Annotated in this window: 11 protein-coding genes; 7 read left to right on the top strand and 4 right to left on the bottom strand. The window is 68.8% G+C overall.

Annotation, left to right across the window (positions count from 1 at the left end):
• Positions 1-3 precede the first annotated feature (3 nt).
• A complete protein-coding gene (locus OG453_RS08945; RefSeq protein ID WP_266866233.1) occupies positions 4-1,656 on the top strand; it encodes an LCP family protein in 1,653 nt (550 codons plus the stop codon).
• A gap of 30 nt (positions 1,657-1,686) precedes the next feature.
• Here OG453_RS08945 and OG453_RS08940 read toward each other — a convergent pair whose 3' ends face one another.
• Entirely contained in the window at positions 1,687-2,727 is a 1,041-nt protein-coding gene (locus OG453_RS08940; RefSeq protein ID WP_266866231.1) for a glycosyltransferase family 2 protein, read from the bottom strand.
• A gap of 245 nt (positions 2,728-2,972) precedes the next feature.
• On the opposite strand from OG453_RS08940, the gene OG453_RS08935 reads away from it, so the two are divergent.
• Positions 2,973-4,334, top strand: coding sequence for an LCP family protein (locus OG453_RS08935; protein WP_266866229.1), 1,362 nt, complete (start codon positions 2,973-2,975; stop codon positions 4,332-4,334).
• Between the two features lie 22 nt (positions 4,335-4,356).
• Here the strand turns inward: OG453_RS08935 and OG453_RS08930 are convergent, their stop codons facing one another.
• Positions 4,357-4,905 carry an acyl-CoA thioesterase gene (locus OG453_RS08930; RefSeq protein WP_266866227.1) on the bottom strand — a complete coding sequence of 183 codons (549 nt, stop codon included), beginning with the start codon at positions 4,903-4,905 and terminating at the stop codon, positions 4,357-4,359.
• A gap of 129 nt (positions 4,906-5,034) precedes the next feature.
• Between OG453_RS08930 and OG453_RS08925 the strand changes: the two genes are divergently transcribed.
• Positions 5,035-6,378, top strand: coding sequence for an LCP family protein (locus tag OG453_RS08925; protein ID WP_266866225.1), 1,344 nt, complete (start codon positions 5,035-5,037; stop codon positions 6,376-6,378).
• A gap of 190 nt (positions 6,379-6,568) precedes the next feature.
• A complete protein-coding gene (locus OG453_RS08920; RefSeq protein ID WP_266866223.1) occupies positions 6,569-7,714 on the top strand; it encodes a dipeptidase in 1,146 nt (381 codons plus the stop codon).
• Between the two features lie 128 nt (positions 7,715-7,842).
• Here OG453_RS08920 and OG453_RS08915 read toward each other — a convergent pair whose 3' ends face one another.
• Entirely contained in the window at positions 7,843-8,211 is a 369-nt protein-coding gene (locus tag OG453_RS08915; protein WP_266866221.1) for a VOC family protein, read from the bottom strand.
• A gap of 94 nt (positions 8,212-8,305) precedes the next feature.
• Here OG453_RS08915 and OG453_RS08910 point away from each other — a divergent pair, with 94 nt between their 5' ends.
• The 3 genes from OG453_RS08910 to OG453_RS08900 all read left to right on the top strand — a co-directional run bounded on the left by OG453_RS08910 (position 8,306) and on the right by OG453_RS08900 (position 13,697).
• Positions 8,306-8,821: a CGNR zinc finger domain-containing protein gene (locus OG453_RS08910; RefSeq protein WP_266866219.1), complete on the top strand. Its 516-nt coding sequence runs from the start codon at positions 8,306-8,308 to the stop codon at positions 8,819-8,821.
• Between the two features lie 176 nt (positions 8,822-8,997).
• A complete protein-coding gene (locus OG453_RS08905) occupies positions 8,998-10,326 on the top strand; it encodes a hypothetical protein (protein ID WP_266866217.1) in 1,329 nt (442 codons plus the stop codon).
• Positions 10,281-13,697: a TIR domain-containing protein gene (locus OG453_RS08900; RefSeq protein ID WP_266866215.1), complete on the top strand. Its 3,417-nt coding sequence runs from the start codon at positions 10,281-10,283 to the stop codon at positions 13,695-13,697. Before OG453_RS08905 ends, OG453_RS08900 begins: the two co-directional genes overlap by 46 nt.
• Positions 13,698-13,753: 56 nt before the next feature.
• On the opposite strand, the gene OG453_RS08895 is transcribed toward OG453_RS08900, so the two are convergent.
• Positions 13,754-15,097, bottom strand: a complete 1,344-nt coding sequence (locus OG453_RS08895) for a UDP-glucose/GDP-mannose dehydrogenase family protein (RefSeq protein WP_266866213.1) — start codon at positions 15,095-15,097, stop codon at positions 13,754-13,756.
• Positions 15,098-15,180: the final 83 nt, after the last annotated feature.

Genomic DNA, 15,180 nt, shown 5'->3' with positions numbered 1-15,180 from the left:
GCGATGGGGAGAAGCAGCGTGCGTGGGGAGGGGGCGCGACAACGCGCCCCGCACGCCAGTGATCACGGCTGGGACGACAGCCAGCACGAGGGTGATGAGCCCCCGGACGGCGCAGGCCGGCACAAACACCGCCGTGGGGGCGGCGGTGGGAGTGGCGAGGAACCACCGCGCCGCAGACGGCGGATACTGCGCTGGTCGGCAACGGTCCTCTCGGTACTGATACTTGGCACGGCCGGCGCCGGATATCTCTATTACCAGCACCTGAACAACAACCTCGAGACCGACGATCTGAACCTCGGCGACCACCGGGCCCCCGAGCCCACGCCGAACGCCGCGGGCCAGACCCCGCTGAACATCCTCCTGATCGGCTCGGACGCGCGGGACTCCAAGGCGAACCAGAAGCTCGGCGGCGCCAAGGAGACCTTCGGGGGCACGCCGCTCGCCGACGTACAGATGCTGCTGCATCTCTCGGCCGACCGCACCAACATGTCCGTGGTCAGCATGCCGCGCGACACGCTCCTCGACATCCCCAAGTGCACCGACCCGGACGACGGCAAGGTGTACGAGGCATCGACGCAGCGCACGATGACGAACCAGACGCTCGGCCGCGGCGGCCCCGGCTGCACGGTCGCCACCTGGGAGAAGCTCACCAACATCCACATCGACCACTTCATGGAGGTCGACTTCGCGGGCGTCGTCTCCATGGCCGACGCCATCGGCGGCGTACCGGTCTGTGTGGACGCCAACATCTACTCGCGCGACAACCAGGGCCACGGCTCCGGTCTGAAGCTGGAGAAGGGCACCACGCCCGTCAAGGGCAAGCAGGCCCTGCAGTGGCTGCGCACCCGCTACGGCTTCGACGGCGGCACCGACATCAGCCGCGCCAAGGCCCAGCACATGTACATGAACTCGCTCGTGCGCGAGCTGCGCGACAACGCCAATCTGAGCAGCCCGAACAAGCTGCGCAAGCTCGCCGAGACGGCCACCAGCGCGCTCAAGGTCGACGAGGGCCTCGGCAGCGTCAAGAAGCTCTACGACCTCAGCAACGAGCTCAAGAAGGTCCCGCCGCAGCGGACCACGATGACGACCATGCCGTACGAGTACGTCGGTGCACGCGTCGTCCCCAAGCCGGGCGACGCCGAGCAGCTCTTCCGGCTCGTGCGCGACGACATCTCACTGGACGGCAAGGGCAGGAAGAAGCCCGCGAAGGAGAAGCTCTCGGACGATCCGGCGGCGCCGGACGACCAGATCGCCGTACAGGTGCAGAACGGCACCCGCAGCGACACCGAGCCGCCGGTCAGCGGGCGCGCGTCGACGGTGACTCAGCTGCTCACCGGCAAGGGCTTCACCAAGGCGACGGCCGACACGGCGACGGCTCTCGCGGAGGAGAAGACCGTCATCAGGTATCCCAGCGCCGAGCTGGAGGGTGATGCCCAGCGGGTCGCCAAGTCCCTTGGCCTGCCGCTGAGTTCGGTGGAGAAGTCGACGGACGTCTCCGGTGTCGTGCTCGTCGTGGGCGCCGACTGGCGGGAGGGGAACACCTACCCCAAGTCGGCCGGGAAGAAGGACGACAAGACGCCGGATTCGGCCGACGCGCTCAACGGCTCGGACAAGAAGGCGTGCATGCACGTCGACCCGGACTTCACCTGGAAGTGAACCCGGCCCCGATGCCCCGTCCGGCTGTTCTCACGCTTCGGTGAGGACGGCCGGACGCCGGGACGCGATGACCTTCTTGGCGAGCGAGCGCGGGCTGGTGAGGAAGCCCCAGCCCCACGACATGTGCATCGTCGCGAGCGCCACCGGGATCTGAAGGCGTGCCTTCAGCGGAAGCCCCTTGCCCGCGGGCAGCGAGCCCGCGGCGATCGCCGCGAGATATCCGCCGGGGATCACAAAGCCCCACGGCGTGAGCACCGCGCCGACGACGACGCCCGCCGCGATCGCGCACACGGCGGTCGGCGGCGCCAGATAGCGCAGGTTGATGGAGCCCTCGTGATACCGGGCGACCACGTGCCGCCAACGGCCGTAGTCCTTGTACTGCTTGGCCAGGGCGCGCACGGAAGGCCGCGGGCGGTACTGCACCTTCAGCTCGGGCGAGAACCAGATGAGCCCGCCGGCCTCCCGGATACGGAAGTTCAGCTCCCAGTCCTGGGCGCGGATGAACTCTTCGTTGTAGCCGCCCTGCTGCTCAAGGGCCTCGCGCCGGAAGACACCCAGATACACCGTTTCGGCCTGCTGGGCCTCGCCGCCGGTGTGGAAGGCGGCGTTGCCCACGCCGATCTTCGAGGTCATGGCGGCGGCGACCGCGTGCTCCCAGTCGTTCTCGCCCTCGGCATGCATGATGCCGCCGACGTTCTGCGCGCCGGTCTCCTCGAGGAGGCGGACGGCCGTCGCGATGTAGCCGGGCGAGAGGATGCCGTGGCCGTCGACGCGCACCACGATCGGGTGACTCGATGCCTTGATGGCGGCGTTCAGGGCCGCCGGCGTGCGCCCGGTGGGATTCGGCACCGTCTGGACCCTCGCGCGGTGACCGGCCGTCTCGGCGACCAGTTCGGCGGCGATCTCGTCCGTACGGTCGGTGGAGGGGCCGAGCGCTACGACGACCTCCATCTCGCCGTCGTACTCCTGCTCAAGGATCGCGGAAACAGCAGCACGCAGATGCCGTTCCTCGTTGAGCACCGGCATGATCACGGATACGGCAGGAAGCTGCACGTCGGGCGTCGCGTTCATCGGCGCCACGTTACCGCGAATGGGGGACACCGGCGCGCGCCGCCGGGTCACTACCCGGGCCGCAGATCGTATGGGCCTACGGTTCTGGCGTCCCCCGGCCCGTCAGCGGAGGTGTCCCCCTCGTGCCCACACCGCCCCGCCGCTCCCCAAGCCCCTCCTCGCGCGGACCGCGCCCCCCGCGCCAGGCCGCACCCCGGAGGCAGACGCCCCGCCCGGCCGTGCGGAGGAAGCGGCCCCGCTGGGCCATGCGGGTGGCGACGGCGTTCTCCTTGACGGTGCTCACGGCGGCGGGGATCGGGCACGGGGTGGTGTCCAGTCTCGACACCGGGATCGACCGGGTGGACGCCTTCAAGGACATGAAGAACCGGCCGCAGGGGGGCAACGGCATGAACGTGCTCCTTGTCGGCACCGACGGCCGGGACAAGATCACCAAGGCGGAGAAGAAGAAGTACCGCCTCGGCGGCGCGCCCTGCCACTGCACGGACACGATCATGATCGTGCACATCTCCGAGGACCGGGACCGCGCGAGCGTCGTGAGCCTGCCCCGCGACAGCTACGCGCTGATGCCGCCGCACATCGACCAGAACTCGGGCGACCGACACAAGGCCCACCCGGTCAAGATGAACGCGGCGTACGCGGAGGGCGGCCCCAACCTCACCGTGCGCACCGTCGAGAAGATGACGAAGGTCAAGATCGACCACTACATGGAGGTCGACTTCACCAGCTTCATGAAGACCGTGGACGTGCTCGGCGGCGTGGAGATCTGCACGGCGCGCCCGCTGAAGGACTCGTACACCGGACTGAATCTGGCCGTGGGCACGCACAAGCTGAGCGGCGGCCAGGCCCTGCAGTACGTCCGCACCCGGCACGTCGACGGCTCGTCCGACCTCGGCAGGATGCAGCGCCAGCAGCGGTTCCTCGCCGCGCTGATCGCCAAGGCGACCAGCAGCGGGGTGCTGCTCAATCCGCTCAAGTTCCGCGACGTGAGCAGGACGCTGCTCGGCTCGGTCCGGGCGGACAAGGGCTTCGGCACGAACGAGATGCTGGCCCTGGGCCGGGCGATGCGCGGCTTCACACCGTCCTCGTCGGAGTTCACCACCGTGCCGCTGCGCAGCAAGGGCGTGAACGTGCCCGGCATCGGCTCCACCCTGAAGTGGGACCCGCGGAAGTCCCGGAAGCTCTTCAAGGCGCTGCGCGACGACCGCCCGCTCGCCGCGCACAACCCCAGGCTCAAGGCCGCCGTGGTGGGAGTGTCGCCGCAGCAGATCCGGGTGCAGGTCGACAACGCCACCGGCAGGGCGGGCCTGGGCAAGCGGGTCGACAGCGCGCTGCGGTCCACCGGCTTCCGTACGACGCGGGTGCCGGGCAACGCGCCGGGCAGGCCCCTCGCACGTACGGTCGTCGCGTACGACCCGCGCTGGGACCGCTCGGCGAAGTCCCTCGCGGCGGCGCTTCCGGGCTGCCGGCTGCGTGCGGTCAAGGGCCAGGGCGCGACCCTGAAGGTGCTCGCGGGCCAGGACTTCAAGAAGATCAGGCCGGTACGGGCGGAGGACGCCTACCAGGGGGAGTTCGGCGCGGTCACGGGCGACCAGGTGGTGTGCCCGTAGCGATCAGTGACGTACGCAACGCTCAGTCGTCGAGACCCTCCGCGGCGCGGGACTGCCGCAGGTCCTTGATCGCCCGGCGGCGTGCGAGGCGGTGCGTGCGCCGGATCTGCGCTTCCTGGTAGCGCCGCCGGTCGCGCTCGGTCTCCGGCAGGACGGGCGGCACCGTCCGGGGCTTGCCGTCCGCGTCGACGGCGGCGAAGACGAGATACGCGGAGCCGACCTGCTGCGCGGGCGTCGACTCGTTCCACCGCTCGGCGAGGACCCGGACGCCCACCTCCATGGAGGACCGCCCGGTCCAGTTCACCTGCGCCTTCACGTGAACAAGGTCACCGACCCGCACCGGCTCGAGGAAGACCATCTCGTCCATGGACGCGGTGACGGCGGGCCCGCCCGAGTGCCGCCCGGCGACCGCTCCCGCCGCGTCGTCCACCAATTTCATGATTACTCCACCGTGCACCGTTCCGAGGAGGTTGGTGTCGTTGTGGGTCATGATGTGGCTGAGTGTCGTGCGGGACGCCGAGGTCGGCTTGCCCGGAATCTCCGATTCCGGTCCAGGGGCGAGGTCTGTCATGGGCTCCACCCTATGTCTGACGTATGTCCCGGACTCCCCGAGCCGCTTTGCATCAGCTCTGCAACAGCCCTGAACCGAAATCCCGCCCGCCCTGTATGGCGCGCCCCCGGAGACTGCACACTGGGCCACATGAGCGATTGGCCTGACGAGCAGGGCAACGGCCGGGGATACGGCCGTGGCAGCGGGAACGCGCAGCCCGACGGCGCCCGCGTGATGCGGCATGTCCAGCGCGGCGGCGGCGCGGGCCGCCCGGGCCAGCAGCCCGGAGGGGTCCCGCAGCAGCCCGCGTACGACGACGGGTACGGCCAGCGGTACGGCGACGCCCGCGACGACATGTTCGAGCCCCGCGCGCCCCGCCAGAACTCCTACGACGACGGTTACGACAGCGGCTACAACACCGGCCAGGTCTACGGCTCCCCGAACGGCAACGGCCAGGGCGGCGGCCAGGGCGGCGACGACGACGGCTACGGCACCCGCGCTCCCCGCCCCGCCCCGAACTGGCGCCGGCGCATCAAGATCGGCTCGCTCACCCTCATCGTCGTACTGCTCGCGGTCTCCATCGGCACGTACTTCTGGGCCGACTCCAAGCTCAAGCGCGAGGTCGACCTCTCCAAGGTCATCGAGCGCCCCGAGGGCGGCGCGGGCACGAACTACCTGATCGTGGGCTCCGACAGCCGTGAGGGCATGTCCGACGAGGACAAGAAGAAGCTCCACACCGGCTCGGCCGAGGGCAAGCGCACGGACTCGATGATGATCCTGCACGTCGCGGACGACGGCGGGAACACGATGATCTCGCTGCCGCGCGACTCGAACGTGACGATCCCCTCCTTCAAGGGCGCCGAGTCCGGGAAGCTCTACCCGAACACCGGCCGCCAGACGAAGCTCAACGCGGCGTACGCGGAGGACGGGCCCGAACTCCTCGTCCGCACCGTCGAGTTCAACACCGGCCTGCGGATCGACCACTACGCCGAGATCGGCTTCGGCGGCTTCGCGAAGATCGTGGACGCGGTCGGCGGCGTCGAGATGGACATCCCCAAGGGCTTCAAGGACGAGAAGTCCGGCGCCGACTTCGAGGCCGGCAAGCAGACCCTCGACGGTCAGCAGGCCCTCGCCTTCGTCCGCACGCGTTACGCCCTGCCGGGCAGCGACCTGGACCGTACGAAGAACCAGCAGAAGTTCCTCGCGGCCCTCGCCAGCCAGGCGGCGACGCCGGGCACGGTCATGAACCCGTTCAAGCTCTACCCCACGATGGGCGCGGGCCTGGACACGCTGGTCGTCGACAAGGACATGGGCCTGTTCGACGTGGCGTCCATGTTCTGGGCGATGAAGGGCGTCACGGGCGGCGACGGCAAGTCGATGAACATGCCGCTCGCGGGCTCCACCGGCGGCAACCTCCTGTGGGACAAGGCCAAGGTCAAGCAGATGGTCTCGGAGCTGAACAACGACGAGAAGGTGACGGTCTCGGGCGACTGAGCCGCCTCACGCGTACGTTGGAAGGGGCCCCGCCGGTGCATCGGCGGGGCCCCTTCGCGTACCGGCTTCGCATACCGGCTTCGCGTCCCGGCGGACTTGCTCGTACCCCGAATGCTTCGCCTGCCGCGAAGCCGCAGCTCCCGCGTGTCACGGTGAAATCGACTGCCACCCTGAAGTCCGGAGCAATGCCATGGCAGACCTGCAGGTCGAACTCATCACCACCGCCGAGGCCGGAGAGCTGGATCAGCCCTCCATTGAGCCCTCCACGGAGCCCGCCCAACCCGTCATAACCGTGCCTGAAGCGGCCCCCGCGTCAGACCCCGATCCCCTGCCCGACCCCCTGCCGGACCCGCTCCGGCATGCCCGCGCGCTGCTCGCCGCCCACCCCGTCGCCGACGGCTACAGCGGACTGTCCTGGGCGCTGCGCGAACTGCCCTGGTACGACCTGGAGCTCGGCGAAACCGGGGTGGACACCGATGTGCCCCGGCTGCGGGCGGGCGGTGTCGGGGCGCAGTTCTGGTCCGCACACGTCCCGGAGAACCTCAGCGGTGACCGCGCCCTGGGCGTGACCCTCGAACAGCTCGACCTCATCAAGTACATCGTCGACCAACACCCCGAAGGACTGCGGCTCGCCCGCACGGCGTCCGAGGCGGTCGACGCCCGCCACTGCGGCCGCATCGCCACCCTGATGGGCCCGGCGCGCGCCGCGGCGATCGGCGACTCACTGGCCGCGCTGCGGGCGCTGCGCGACCTCGGTCTGTGCTCGCTCACGCTCTCCGGCACGCCATGGGCGGGCCCCGACGGCCTGAGCCCGTTCGGCGAGGAGGTCGTCCGCGAGCTGAACCGGCTCGGGGTGCTCCCCGACCTCTCCGAAGCGTCCGAGGCCACGGCGTACCGGGTGCTCATCCTCTCCAGGGCGCCGGCGCTCTTCGTGCGCTCCGGGGCCCTGGCCCTGCGCGACGCCCCCGGGAACCTCTCCGACGGCCTGCTGACCGCGCTCGGCGAGGCCAAGGCCCTGTGCCTGGTGCCGCTCGCGGCCGAGCAGACGGGTTCCTCGATCCGAGAGGTCGCGGACCACCTCGATCACGTACGCCGTCTCGCGGGCCCGGAGTGCGTCGGCCTCTCGGGCATGTACGACACCCCGGCCACGCACCCCGAGGGCCTGGCCGACGTCTCGCGCTATCCGCATCTCATCGCCGAGCTCATCGAGCGCGGCTGGCCGGATGAGGAGCTCGCGATGCTGACCTGGGGCAACGTCCAACGGGCGCTGCGTGGCGCGGACTTCACCGCGCGGGCGACGCGGGAGCGGCAGCGCCGCCAGGCGGCCGCCGGCTGACGCCTTCGCTCTCGTCATCGTCATGGCTGATCCGGCAGAGGCAGAAGGGATGCCCTGCCGGATCGGCGTACAGCAGAGACGCAGGCCGTCGGGGGCGCGGAGGGTGACCCAGTCCGCGTCACGCTCTCTCAGCAGGCGCAGAGGCAGAAGGGGTGCCCGGCAGGGTCCGCGTACACCCGGAAGCTGCGGCTGCGGTCCGATGCCTCCAGCGCGGTGGCACCGAGCGCGAGGACCTCGCGCTCGACCGCGTCCATCTCCGCGGCTTCCACAGTGAGGTCCAGATGGAACTGCTGCGAGCGGTCGGCCGACGGCCACTGCGGCGGGACGTGGCCGGGTGCCGCCTGGAAGGCGAGGGGCGCCCCGTCGTGGCCTTCGAGGTCGACCCAGCCGTCGCCGTCGTCCTTGGGGGTGCCGCCGAGGATGGCGGCGTAGAAGCCGGCGAGGGCGAGGGGGTCGGGACAGTCGAGTACGACGACGCCGAGCTTGGCGAGTGGCATGAGTCTCTCCCGGTTCGAGTGCTGGGTTACCTTTGCAGGCTCTCATCAGGTAACGGTTACTCCATACTCCCGCAATGGAGGTAACGTCGCAAGCATGAATGACAGAGCACCCGCTCCCGGCGGACTCACGCTGGTCCAGGCGCTGGTGAACACACTGGACCTGGAGTCGGGCGCGGACGCACTGGACACGGCGGAGGGGCGGGCGCCCTTCGGGCTCGCTGCGGGGGCGGAGACGGTGGCGGCGCGGGAGCTGCGGGAGTCCCTGCGGGTGGCGTGCCTGGCCCATGCGGGGCACGGACCGCATGCGTCCGCGCCGCCGCTCTCCCAACTCCTCGCAGGGGCACCGCTGTTGGTGACGGTGTCGGATGCCGACGGCTCGGCGTCACTGACCCCCGCGGAGCCCGCCGCCCTCGCCTCCCGCGTGGCGGCGGCCATCGCGGAGGCGGTCGCCGCCGGGACGTGGGGCCGCCTCAAGGCCTGCGAGGCGTCGGACTGCCACTGGGCGTACTACGACCGAAGCCCGGCCGGGCGGAGCCGGTGGTGCGACATGGGGGTGTGCGGGGCTCGGGCGAAGATGCGGGCGTATCGGGCAAGGAGGGCTGTGGACTAGCGTCCGGCGATTCCTTTTCCGATGCCGCCCCGGGCCATGGATGGCCGCAAGTCCGCAACTGCTCGCCGACTACCGCATACGAGCCTCAGCGACACCATCCGCATCTTGGTTCGCTGGCGCACAGAGCCGACGAACAAAGCATTGACAGCGTTCGCTGAGCCGCCGACAGTCGCCCCATGCACGTGTTCTGGGCGAGGACCGCATCACGGCAGCGCCCTTACTTCTTCATCGGCGGCGCCCTCCTGGCCGCGGGCGTGATGCTCGTGGCACTCGCTGCTGCTGCCGCCGCCTCTGCCCATCCAGTGCTCATCGCGAGTGTCAATGTTGCACTCGCGGCCTTTCTGGTCCTCGCTCTGCACTGCGGATACCAGCTGTTCAGGGCGTATCGATGGCGTGAGCGACGGCGCGCCGAGAGGCAGGCGTTCAGGAGCCTCGCCATTCCCGACGACGTCATTCCGCCCGGCAGCTTTCACGGTGTCCGTGAGATCGACGAGGCGCAGCACACCGAGCTCAAGCAGACGCCGGACTACCAGGGCCGCTACCGCGCCACGGGAATCAAGGTGGCATTCTTGCCCGCCCTGGCCGTAGGTTTCATCGCTCTTCAAGCGATCTTCTTCCCAGCACGCGGGCCAACTGCCCTTGGCCTGGCCTACGGCCAGTCTCTCCTGTTGCTGTTTCTCGTCCTGACGGTCCACACAAACGAGCAGCCCACCCTCGCCTGGGTGCTCAGCCGCACCCGGGCCGAGCTGCTGCGCCGGGAACAGTATCTTCGCCTTGCCCAGGTCGGACCGTACCTGAGGCTGGGTCACGACAGCTCCACCGCGATCCGGAGGCAACGGGTCGCTCGAATCGCCACCGGAAATCTGGAAGAGCTTGAGCGTCTCGCTTCGATGGCAGACCAAGACACTCCGGTACCGGGTATCGAACGTCCATGGGTGGACGGTCTGTGGCAGGCAGCAGCCACACGCATCGGCTCTGACGCCGAAGCGGACCCCGGTCTCCCCGACCGAGTCCGAGACCGCGGGCGGAGCTACCTCTACTACCGCATCGGCAAGCAGCTCATGTGGTTCAGGCTCAGCACCACTGCCTTCGAGCGCGCCGACCGCAGGATCACCCGGACAACACAGGTCACCGTATTGGCTGCGGTGGCCGTGGCTGTGGCCAACGCGGTACTGCTGTCGACAGATCAGCAGCACGGAGGCGCGTCTTCGTCCACCGTGTTGCTCACCGCTGTGCTACCGGCTCTGTGTACAGGCCTGTTCGCGACGCATGAACTGTTCGCCTTCCGAAGCCTTGCCATCTCTTACGGCTACGCACAGCAGGAGCTGATGCGTTGCCAGTCGTCCTTGCGAGGACTGATCGACCGCCTCGAATCGGGAGCTGAGGGCGCGTTGGGGACCGTGGAGTTCCAGGCGATCGTCCTGCAGACGGAGGCAGTGCTGACTCTGGAACTGCAGAGGTGGGGCATGCTCGTCCACAAGCCGCGTTTCGACGCTGCGATTTAACCGGAGGCATCGCCGCCATGCCGTACGAGATCTTCATCAGTTACAGCAGGGCAGCCTCCGGGATCGGCGACGAGGTCCTGCACATACTGGAGGAGCGACTCCCCTACAAAGGCGCCGTCTTCATCGACCGCGAGACGATTCCCGGCGGCAGCCTCTGGTGGGAGAAAATCACCAATGCGCTCGATGAAGTTCGCTACCTGCTCCTCCTCGGCACCCGGGAGGCGATGGCCAAGCCTCAGTTCATCCGCAAGGAGCTGGCAGAGGCTCGGAAACGGAACGTGACGATAGTTCCAGTGGAATTCGACGCCGGGGCAATCGAGTTGCTGCTCGGTGAAGCGGACACCCACTATCTCACCAGCCCCCGGCACAACGGCCGATGCGGTGATGTCACAGGGCTGGAGCGAGCCCTGCGCCGCTCTCTCGTCCAGCGTGTCGTGGACAGCCTGGAGTCACGTCGCCGGGCTGCCACGGCCTGGGCCGGGCAACACCTGCCGTACCCCTCCTTCTGGGAGTACGCGTGGGACACACTCGTTCCGGACACCGGAGCTGTCGCTCTCGTTGCTCCGGGAGGACGTGGCAAGTCTGTGGTCGCAGCTCATTTCATCGACCGGATCCGCGCCGCCACGAACGTGTATCCGTTCCTGATCGAGGGCTCCGTCGCGGCACGCGACGCTGATGTTCTCCCGCAAGAGCTTGGAGCGCGGTCCGCAAACGATCTACCCGGACATCTGCAGTCGCTGCAACGTGGGCACGGCAAGCAAGTGGTCTTCATCGTCGACGCCCTCGACCAGATCCCGCCCGGCGACGACCCCAAGCACATCCGCGGCATCGAGCTGCTGAGACTTCTGCACGCCTCCTGCGACAGGCTTCTGATCACCTGCCGGGACGACGTGTGGGCTGCCGCCTACGCCCCCTCGCTGCACTTCCCCGTCCATGAACTGGGCGAGCTCGACGAACGCGTCGTCGCCCGCATCCTGCACTCACACGACATCTCTCGTGAAGCGATGGACAACAGGCTGCTGCGCACCCCGTTCTTCCTCGATCTGGCTCTTCGCCGTGCCGCGGTCTGGGACTCCATCCCCACCGCCGAAACCTCCTTCTTCCGGCGGCTGTTCCGCGATTCTTCCGAGGAAGGCGGGCCAGTTCCCCAGGCGTCCAGGCGCCGCAAGCAGGCCGTACTCACCGCACTCGCCGAGTCACAACTGCACGCGATGACGTACGAGGTGCCGCGAGCGTCCGTCCACGAACGGAGCGACCTCGCCGAAGTCGACTTCGCGCAAGCGGTTGCCCGGCTCAAGGACGACAGACTTCTCGTGGAGCGGCGGTCCGTGCTGCGCCTCAGTCACGACCTCCTCGATGCCCATGCGGTGGCGAGCGTCGTGTACGGCGTGGCCGACCGGAACGCGGCCGCGCGCGAGCTGTGCGGTCACATGGAGCAGGAGATCGGCTGGCCGGTCGGGTCGATGTTGGTCCAACTGGCGCACGAGCAGCACTCCGAGACGCTGCTGCGCACGCTGTTCACCGAGTTCCTCGGCATCCTGGACCGCAAGAATGACGGGGACGTGTGCATGGCGCGGGCCTGGGGCGTCACGTACGTGCTGCGCCAACGGCTCCCGCTCCTACTGCCTCTGGTCCTGGAGACACTGGACGGGCCGCTGGTGCAGCGTTCAGGCCCGGGCAGCACCCCCAGCGCCGTCGGTCCCCGTCCTTGTGTCACCCAGGAAGCCGCGAGTTCGCTGGCCTCCGCATTCGGTGGCCTGGAGGCGGGTGACGTGGCGGACGCGCCCCGTGTGGTGCCGGTGCTCGCCGGCGGTCTGGACAAGTTCCGGCTCAAGGCCCGCTTTGTAGAAGCCCTCGCCAAGTACCGCACCACCGAAGTGCGCAACGAGCTCACCCGCAGGGGCAATTGCGAGTTCGCCCATCGCACAGACCTGCCCTTCCTCGGCTACATCGCCCAAGGCTTGCGCGGCTTCGACCCCGACGAGGCCACAACCGAACTCCTGGAGCGCATCATCGACGACCCCAGCATCGACCCGGTCACTCGACGCCGCGCACACGAAACACTGCACGCCCACGACGGTCGACCAGAGCCCGAGCGGGACGAAACGGAGGTCGTGGAGGGACTGCGCATTGCCGACAAGATCGGCCCTTACTCCGACTGGGACGTGGTACGCGAGTACGCCTCCTACGTACGGGACGAGGCGACACGTGGGCGACGCTTCGGCCCGAACGTGATCGGTGCCCTGATCAATTGCTTCCAGCACCAGATGAGTTACGTCGGCTATCCCGTCGCCGTAGCTCTCGGCTGCTTCGACGACGACGCGGCCCGCGACGCCCTCCTCGAGCAGCTGTTGCGGGACGTGCTCACCGCAGAAGTACGGGAAGCCTGTTTGCGCGCCCTGCAGCAGCAGTTCGACCGAACGACCGGCGAGCCACTGGGGCGCCGGACCTTCACGTTCCAACTGCTGTACGCAGCGCATATTGCCCGACACCGTGGCGCGGAGGCTGTGGCCCGCGGTTTGGTCGCGATTGCCGGCGCGAGCAACGAGACGGATGCGCTGGATGTCCTGCCTCACGAGCCGACGCAGAGCCCGGTCACCCTCGCAGTGCAAATAGAGAGCGGCCCTTCCGCGACTCCCGTGGATCCGGCGCTGCACCGCCTCGATGGCCCCGTCGACGGCCCCGGCCTCGAGCACAAGTACCGCTTCACCAGTATCGGCTTACGCCCCGACAGTCGAGTACTGGAGGTTTCGCTCGCTCCGACAAGCTGGAGGGAAGCCAGGCGCTTCCATGTCGCCCTGCGTCAAGATCCAGGCTGCGCGCGCCATACCGACCACCGCCATGCCGAAGCCAACAGTCATCGCTGGGTCAGGCCCGTACCACTCGGTGACACCGTTCTCCCTGGCATAGCGTGCGTCCATTGCATCGTGCTGAGCAGCGACGAGCGAGTGCTCGTAACTCAGCGGAACGCACAGGCCTCTTACGCCCCAGGCCATTGGTCGGCCAGCTTCGAGGAACAGCTCAACCAGCACGACATCGCAGCGCACCCGGACCCCTTCACTCATGCCGCGTGCCGCGGCTTCCGTGAGGAGTTCGGCGCCGAAGTCCGTCCCGGGCGGGTTACGCCCCTCTCCGTCGTCATCGAAATCGGCCTTCTCAACCTCGCTCTGACCATGCTGGTGAGGCCACAGTTGACGGCCCACGAAATTGAGCGACGCTGGCGCGACGACGCCGAGGACCGATGGGAGGCCCAGGCCCTCGACTGGCTCCCCATCCGTTCCACCACGCTCGACAGCCACACACCGCAACACCCCACAACGGCACTGCGCTGGGCGATGTTGCGCCGATGGCTCACCACGCATGCCGCCTGATTCACCACCGGGTCGCGCCCGGGGCGGCGCTTAGGCCAGAAGGAATTGGGCGAACCCTAGGCCGACGGCCTGCCCATCGCCCGGTACGTCCAGCTCGCCGCGCGCCAGACTCCCGGGTCCAGGGCGTTGCGGCCGTCCAGGATGAGCCGGTTGGAAGCCACCTCGCCGAGGGCCTCCGGGTCCAGCTCTCGAAATTCTCGCCACTCCGTGAGGTGCAGGACCACGTCCGCGCCTCTGACCGCCTCCACCGCGGTCTCCGCGTACCCCAGCGTCGGGAAGAGGCGCCGCGCGTTCGCCATGCCCTTGGGGTCGTACACCGTGACCTGACCGCCCTGGAGGTGGATCTGCCCGGCGACGTTCAGCGCGGGCGAGTCACGGACGTCGTCCGAGTCGGGCTTGAACGTGGCGCCGAGGACGGCGACCCGCTTGCCCAGGAACGACCCGCCGCCCAGCGCCTCGCGCGCCATCTCGACCATCTGGCCGCGCCGCCGCATGTTGATGGAGTCGATCTCGCGGAGGAAGGTCAGCGCCTGGTCGGCGCCCAGCTCCCCGGCCCGCGCCATGAAGGCCCGGATGTCCTTCGGCAGACAGCCACCACCAAAACCAATACCGGCCCGCAGGAACTTCTTGCCGATCCGGTCGTCGTACCCGAGCGCCTCCGCCAGCTTCACGACATCGCCGCCCGCCGCCTCGCAGACCTCCGCCATCGCGTTGATGAAGGAGATCTTCGTGGCGAGGAAGGAGTTCGCGGAGGTCTTCACGAGCTCGGCGGTCGGGAAGTCCGTCACGACGAAGGGCGAGCCCTCGCCGACCGGACCCGCGTACACCTCGCGCAGCAGCTTCTCCGCGTGCGTGCTGCGTACGCCGACGACGATGCGGTCCGGGTGCAGCGTGTCCTGCACGGCGAGGCCCTCCCGCAGGAACTCCGGGTTCCAGGCCAGCTCGGCGTCCGCGCCGACCGGAGCGGCGGCGGCCAGCTCGCGCGCGAGGCGGTCCGCGGAACCGACCGGCACGGTCGACTTGCCGACGACAAGGGCGGGCCGCGTCAGATGCGGGGCGAGCTGCGCGAAGGCGCTGTCGACGTAGCTCATGTCACAGGCGTACTCGCCGTGCTTCTGCGGAGTGTTCACGCAGACGAAGTGGACGTCGCCGAAGGCGGCGACCTCGGCGAAGTCCATGGTGAAGCGCAGGCGCCCGCTCGACCCCTCGATCCCGGCGACATGCTTGCGCAGCAGCTCCTCCAGGCCGGGCTCGTACATCGGGACCTCGCCCCGCTGCAGCATTTCGATCTTCTCGGGCACGACATCGAGCCCGAGCACCTCGAAGCCGAGCTCGGCCATGGCCGCGGCGTGCGTGGCGCCGAGATAGCCGGTGCCGATCACGGTGATCTTGAGGGCCATGCGGTGCTCCAGGGGTCTACGGCCGTCAGTGCGGTGCCCGAGCATAGTCGGGCCCTTGGCCGGGCACGTTTTCGCCGTCGGTG

The sequence above is a fragment of the Streptomyces sp. NBC_01381 genome (assembly GCF_026340305.1).
Classification (GTDB): domain Bacteria; phylum Actinomycetota; class Actinomycetes; order Streptomycetales; family Streptomycetaceae; genus Streptomyces.
The sequence above is the reverse complement of the archived record's forward strand: the minus strand, read 5'-3'. Positions and strand labels throughout refer to the sequence as shown.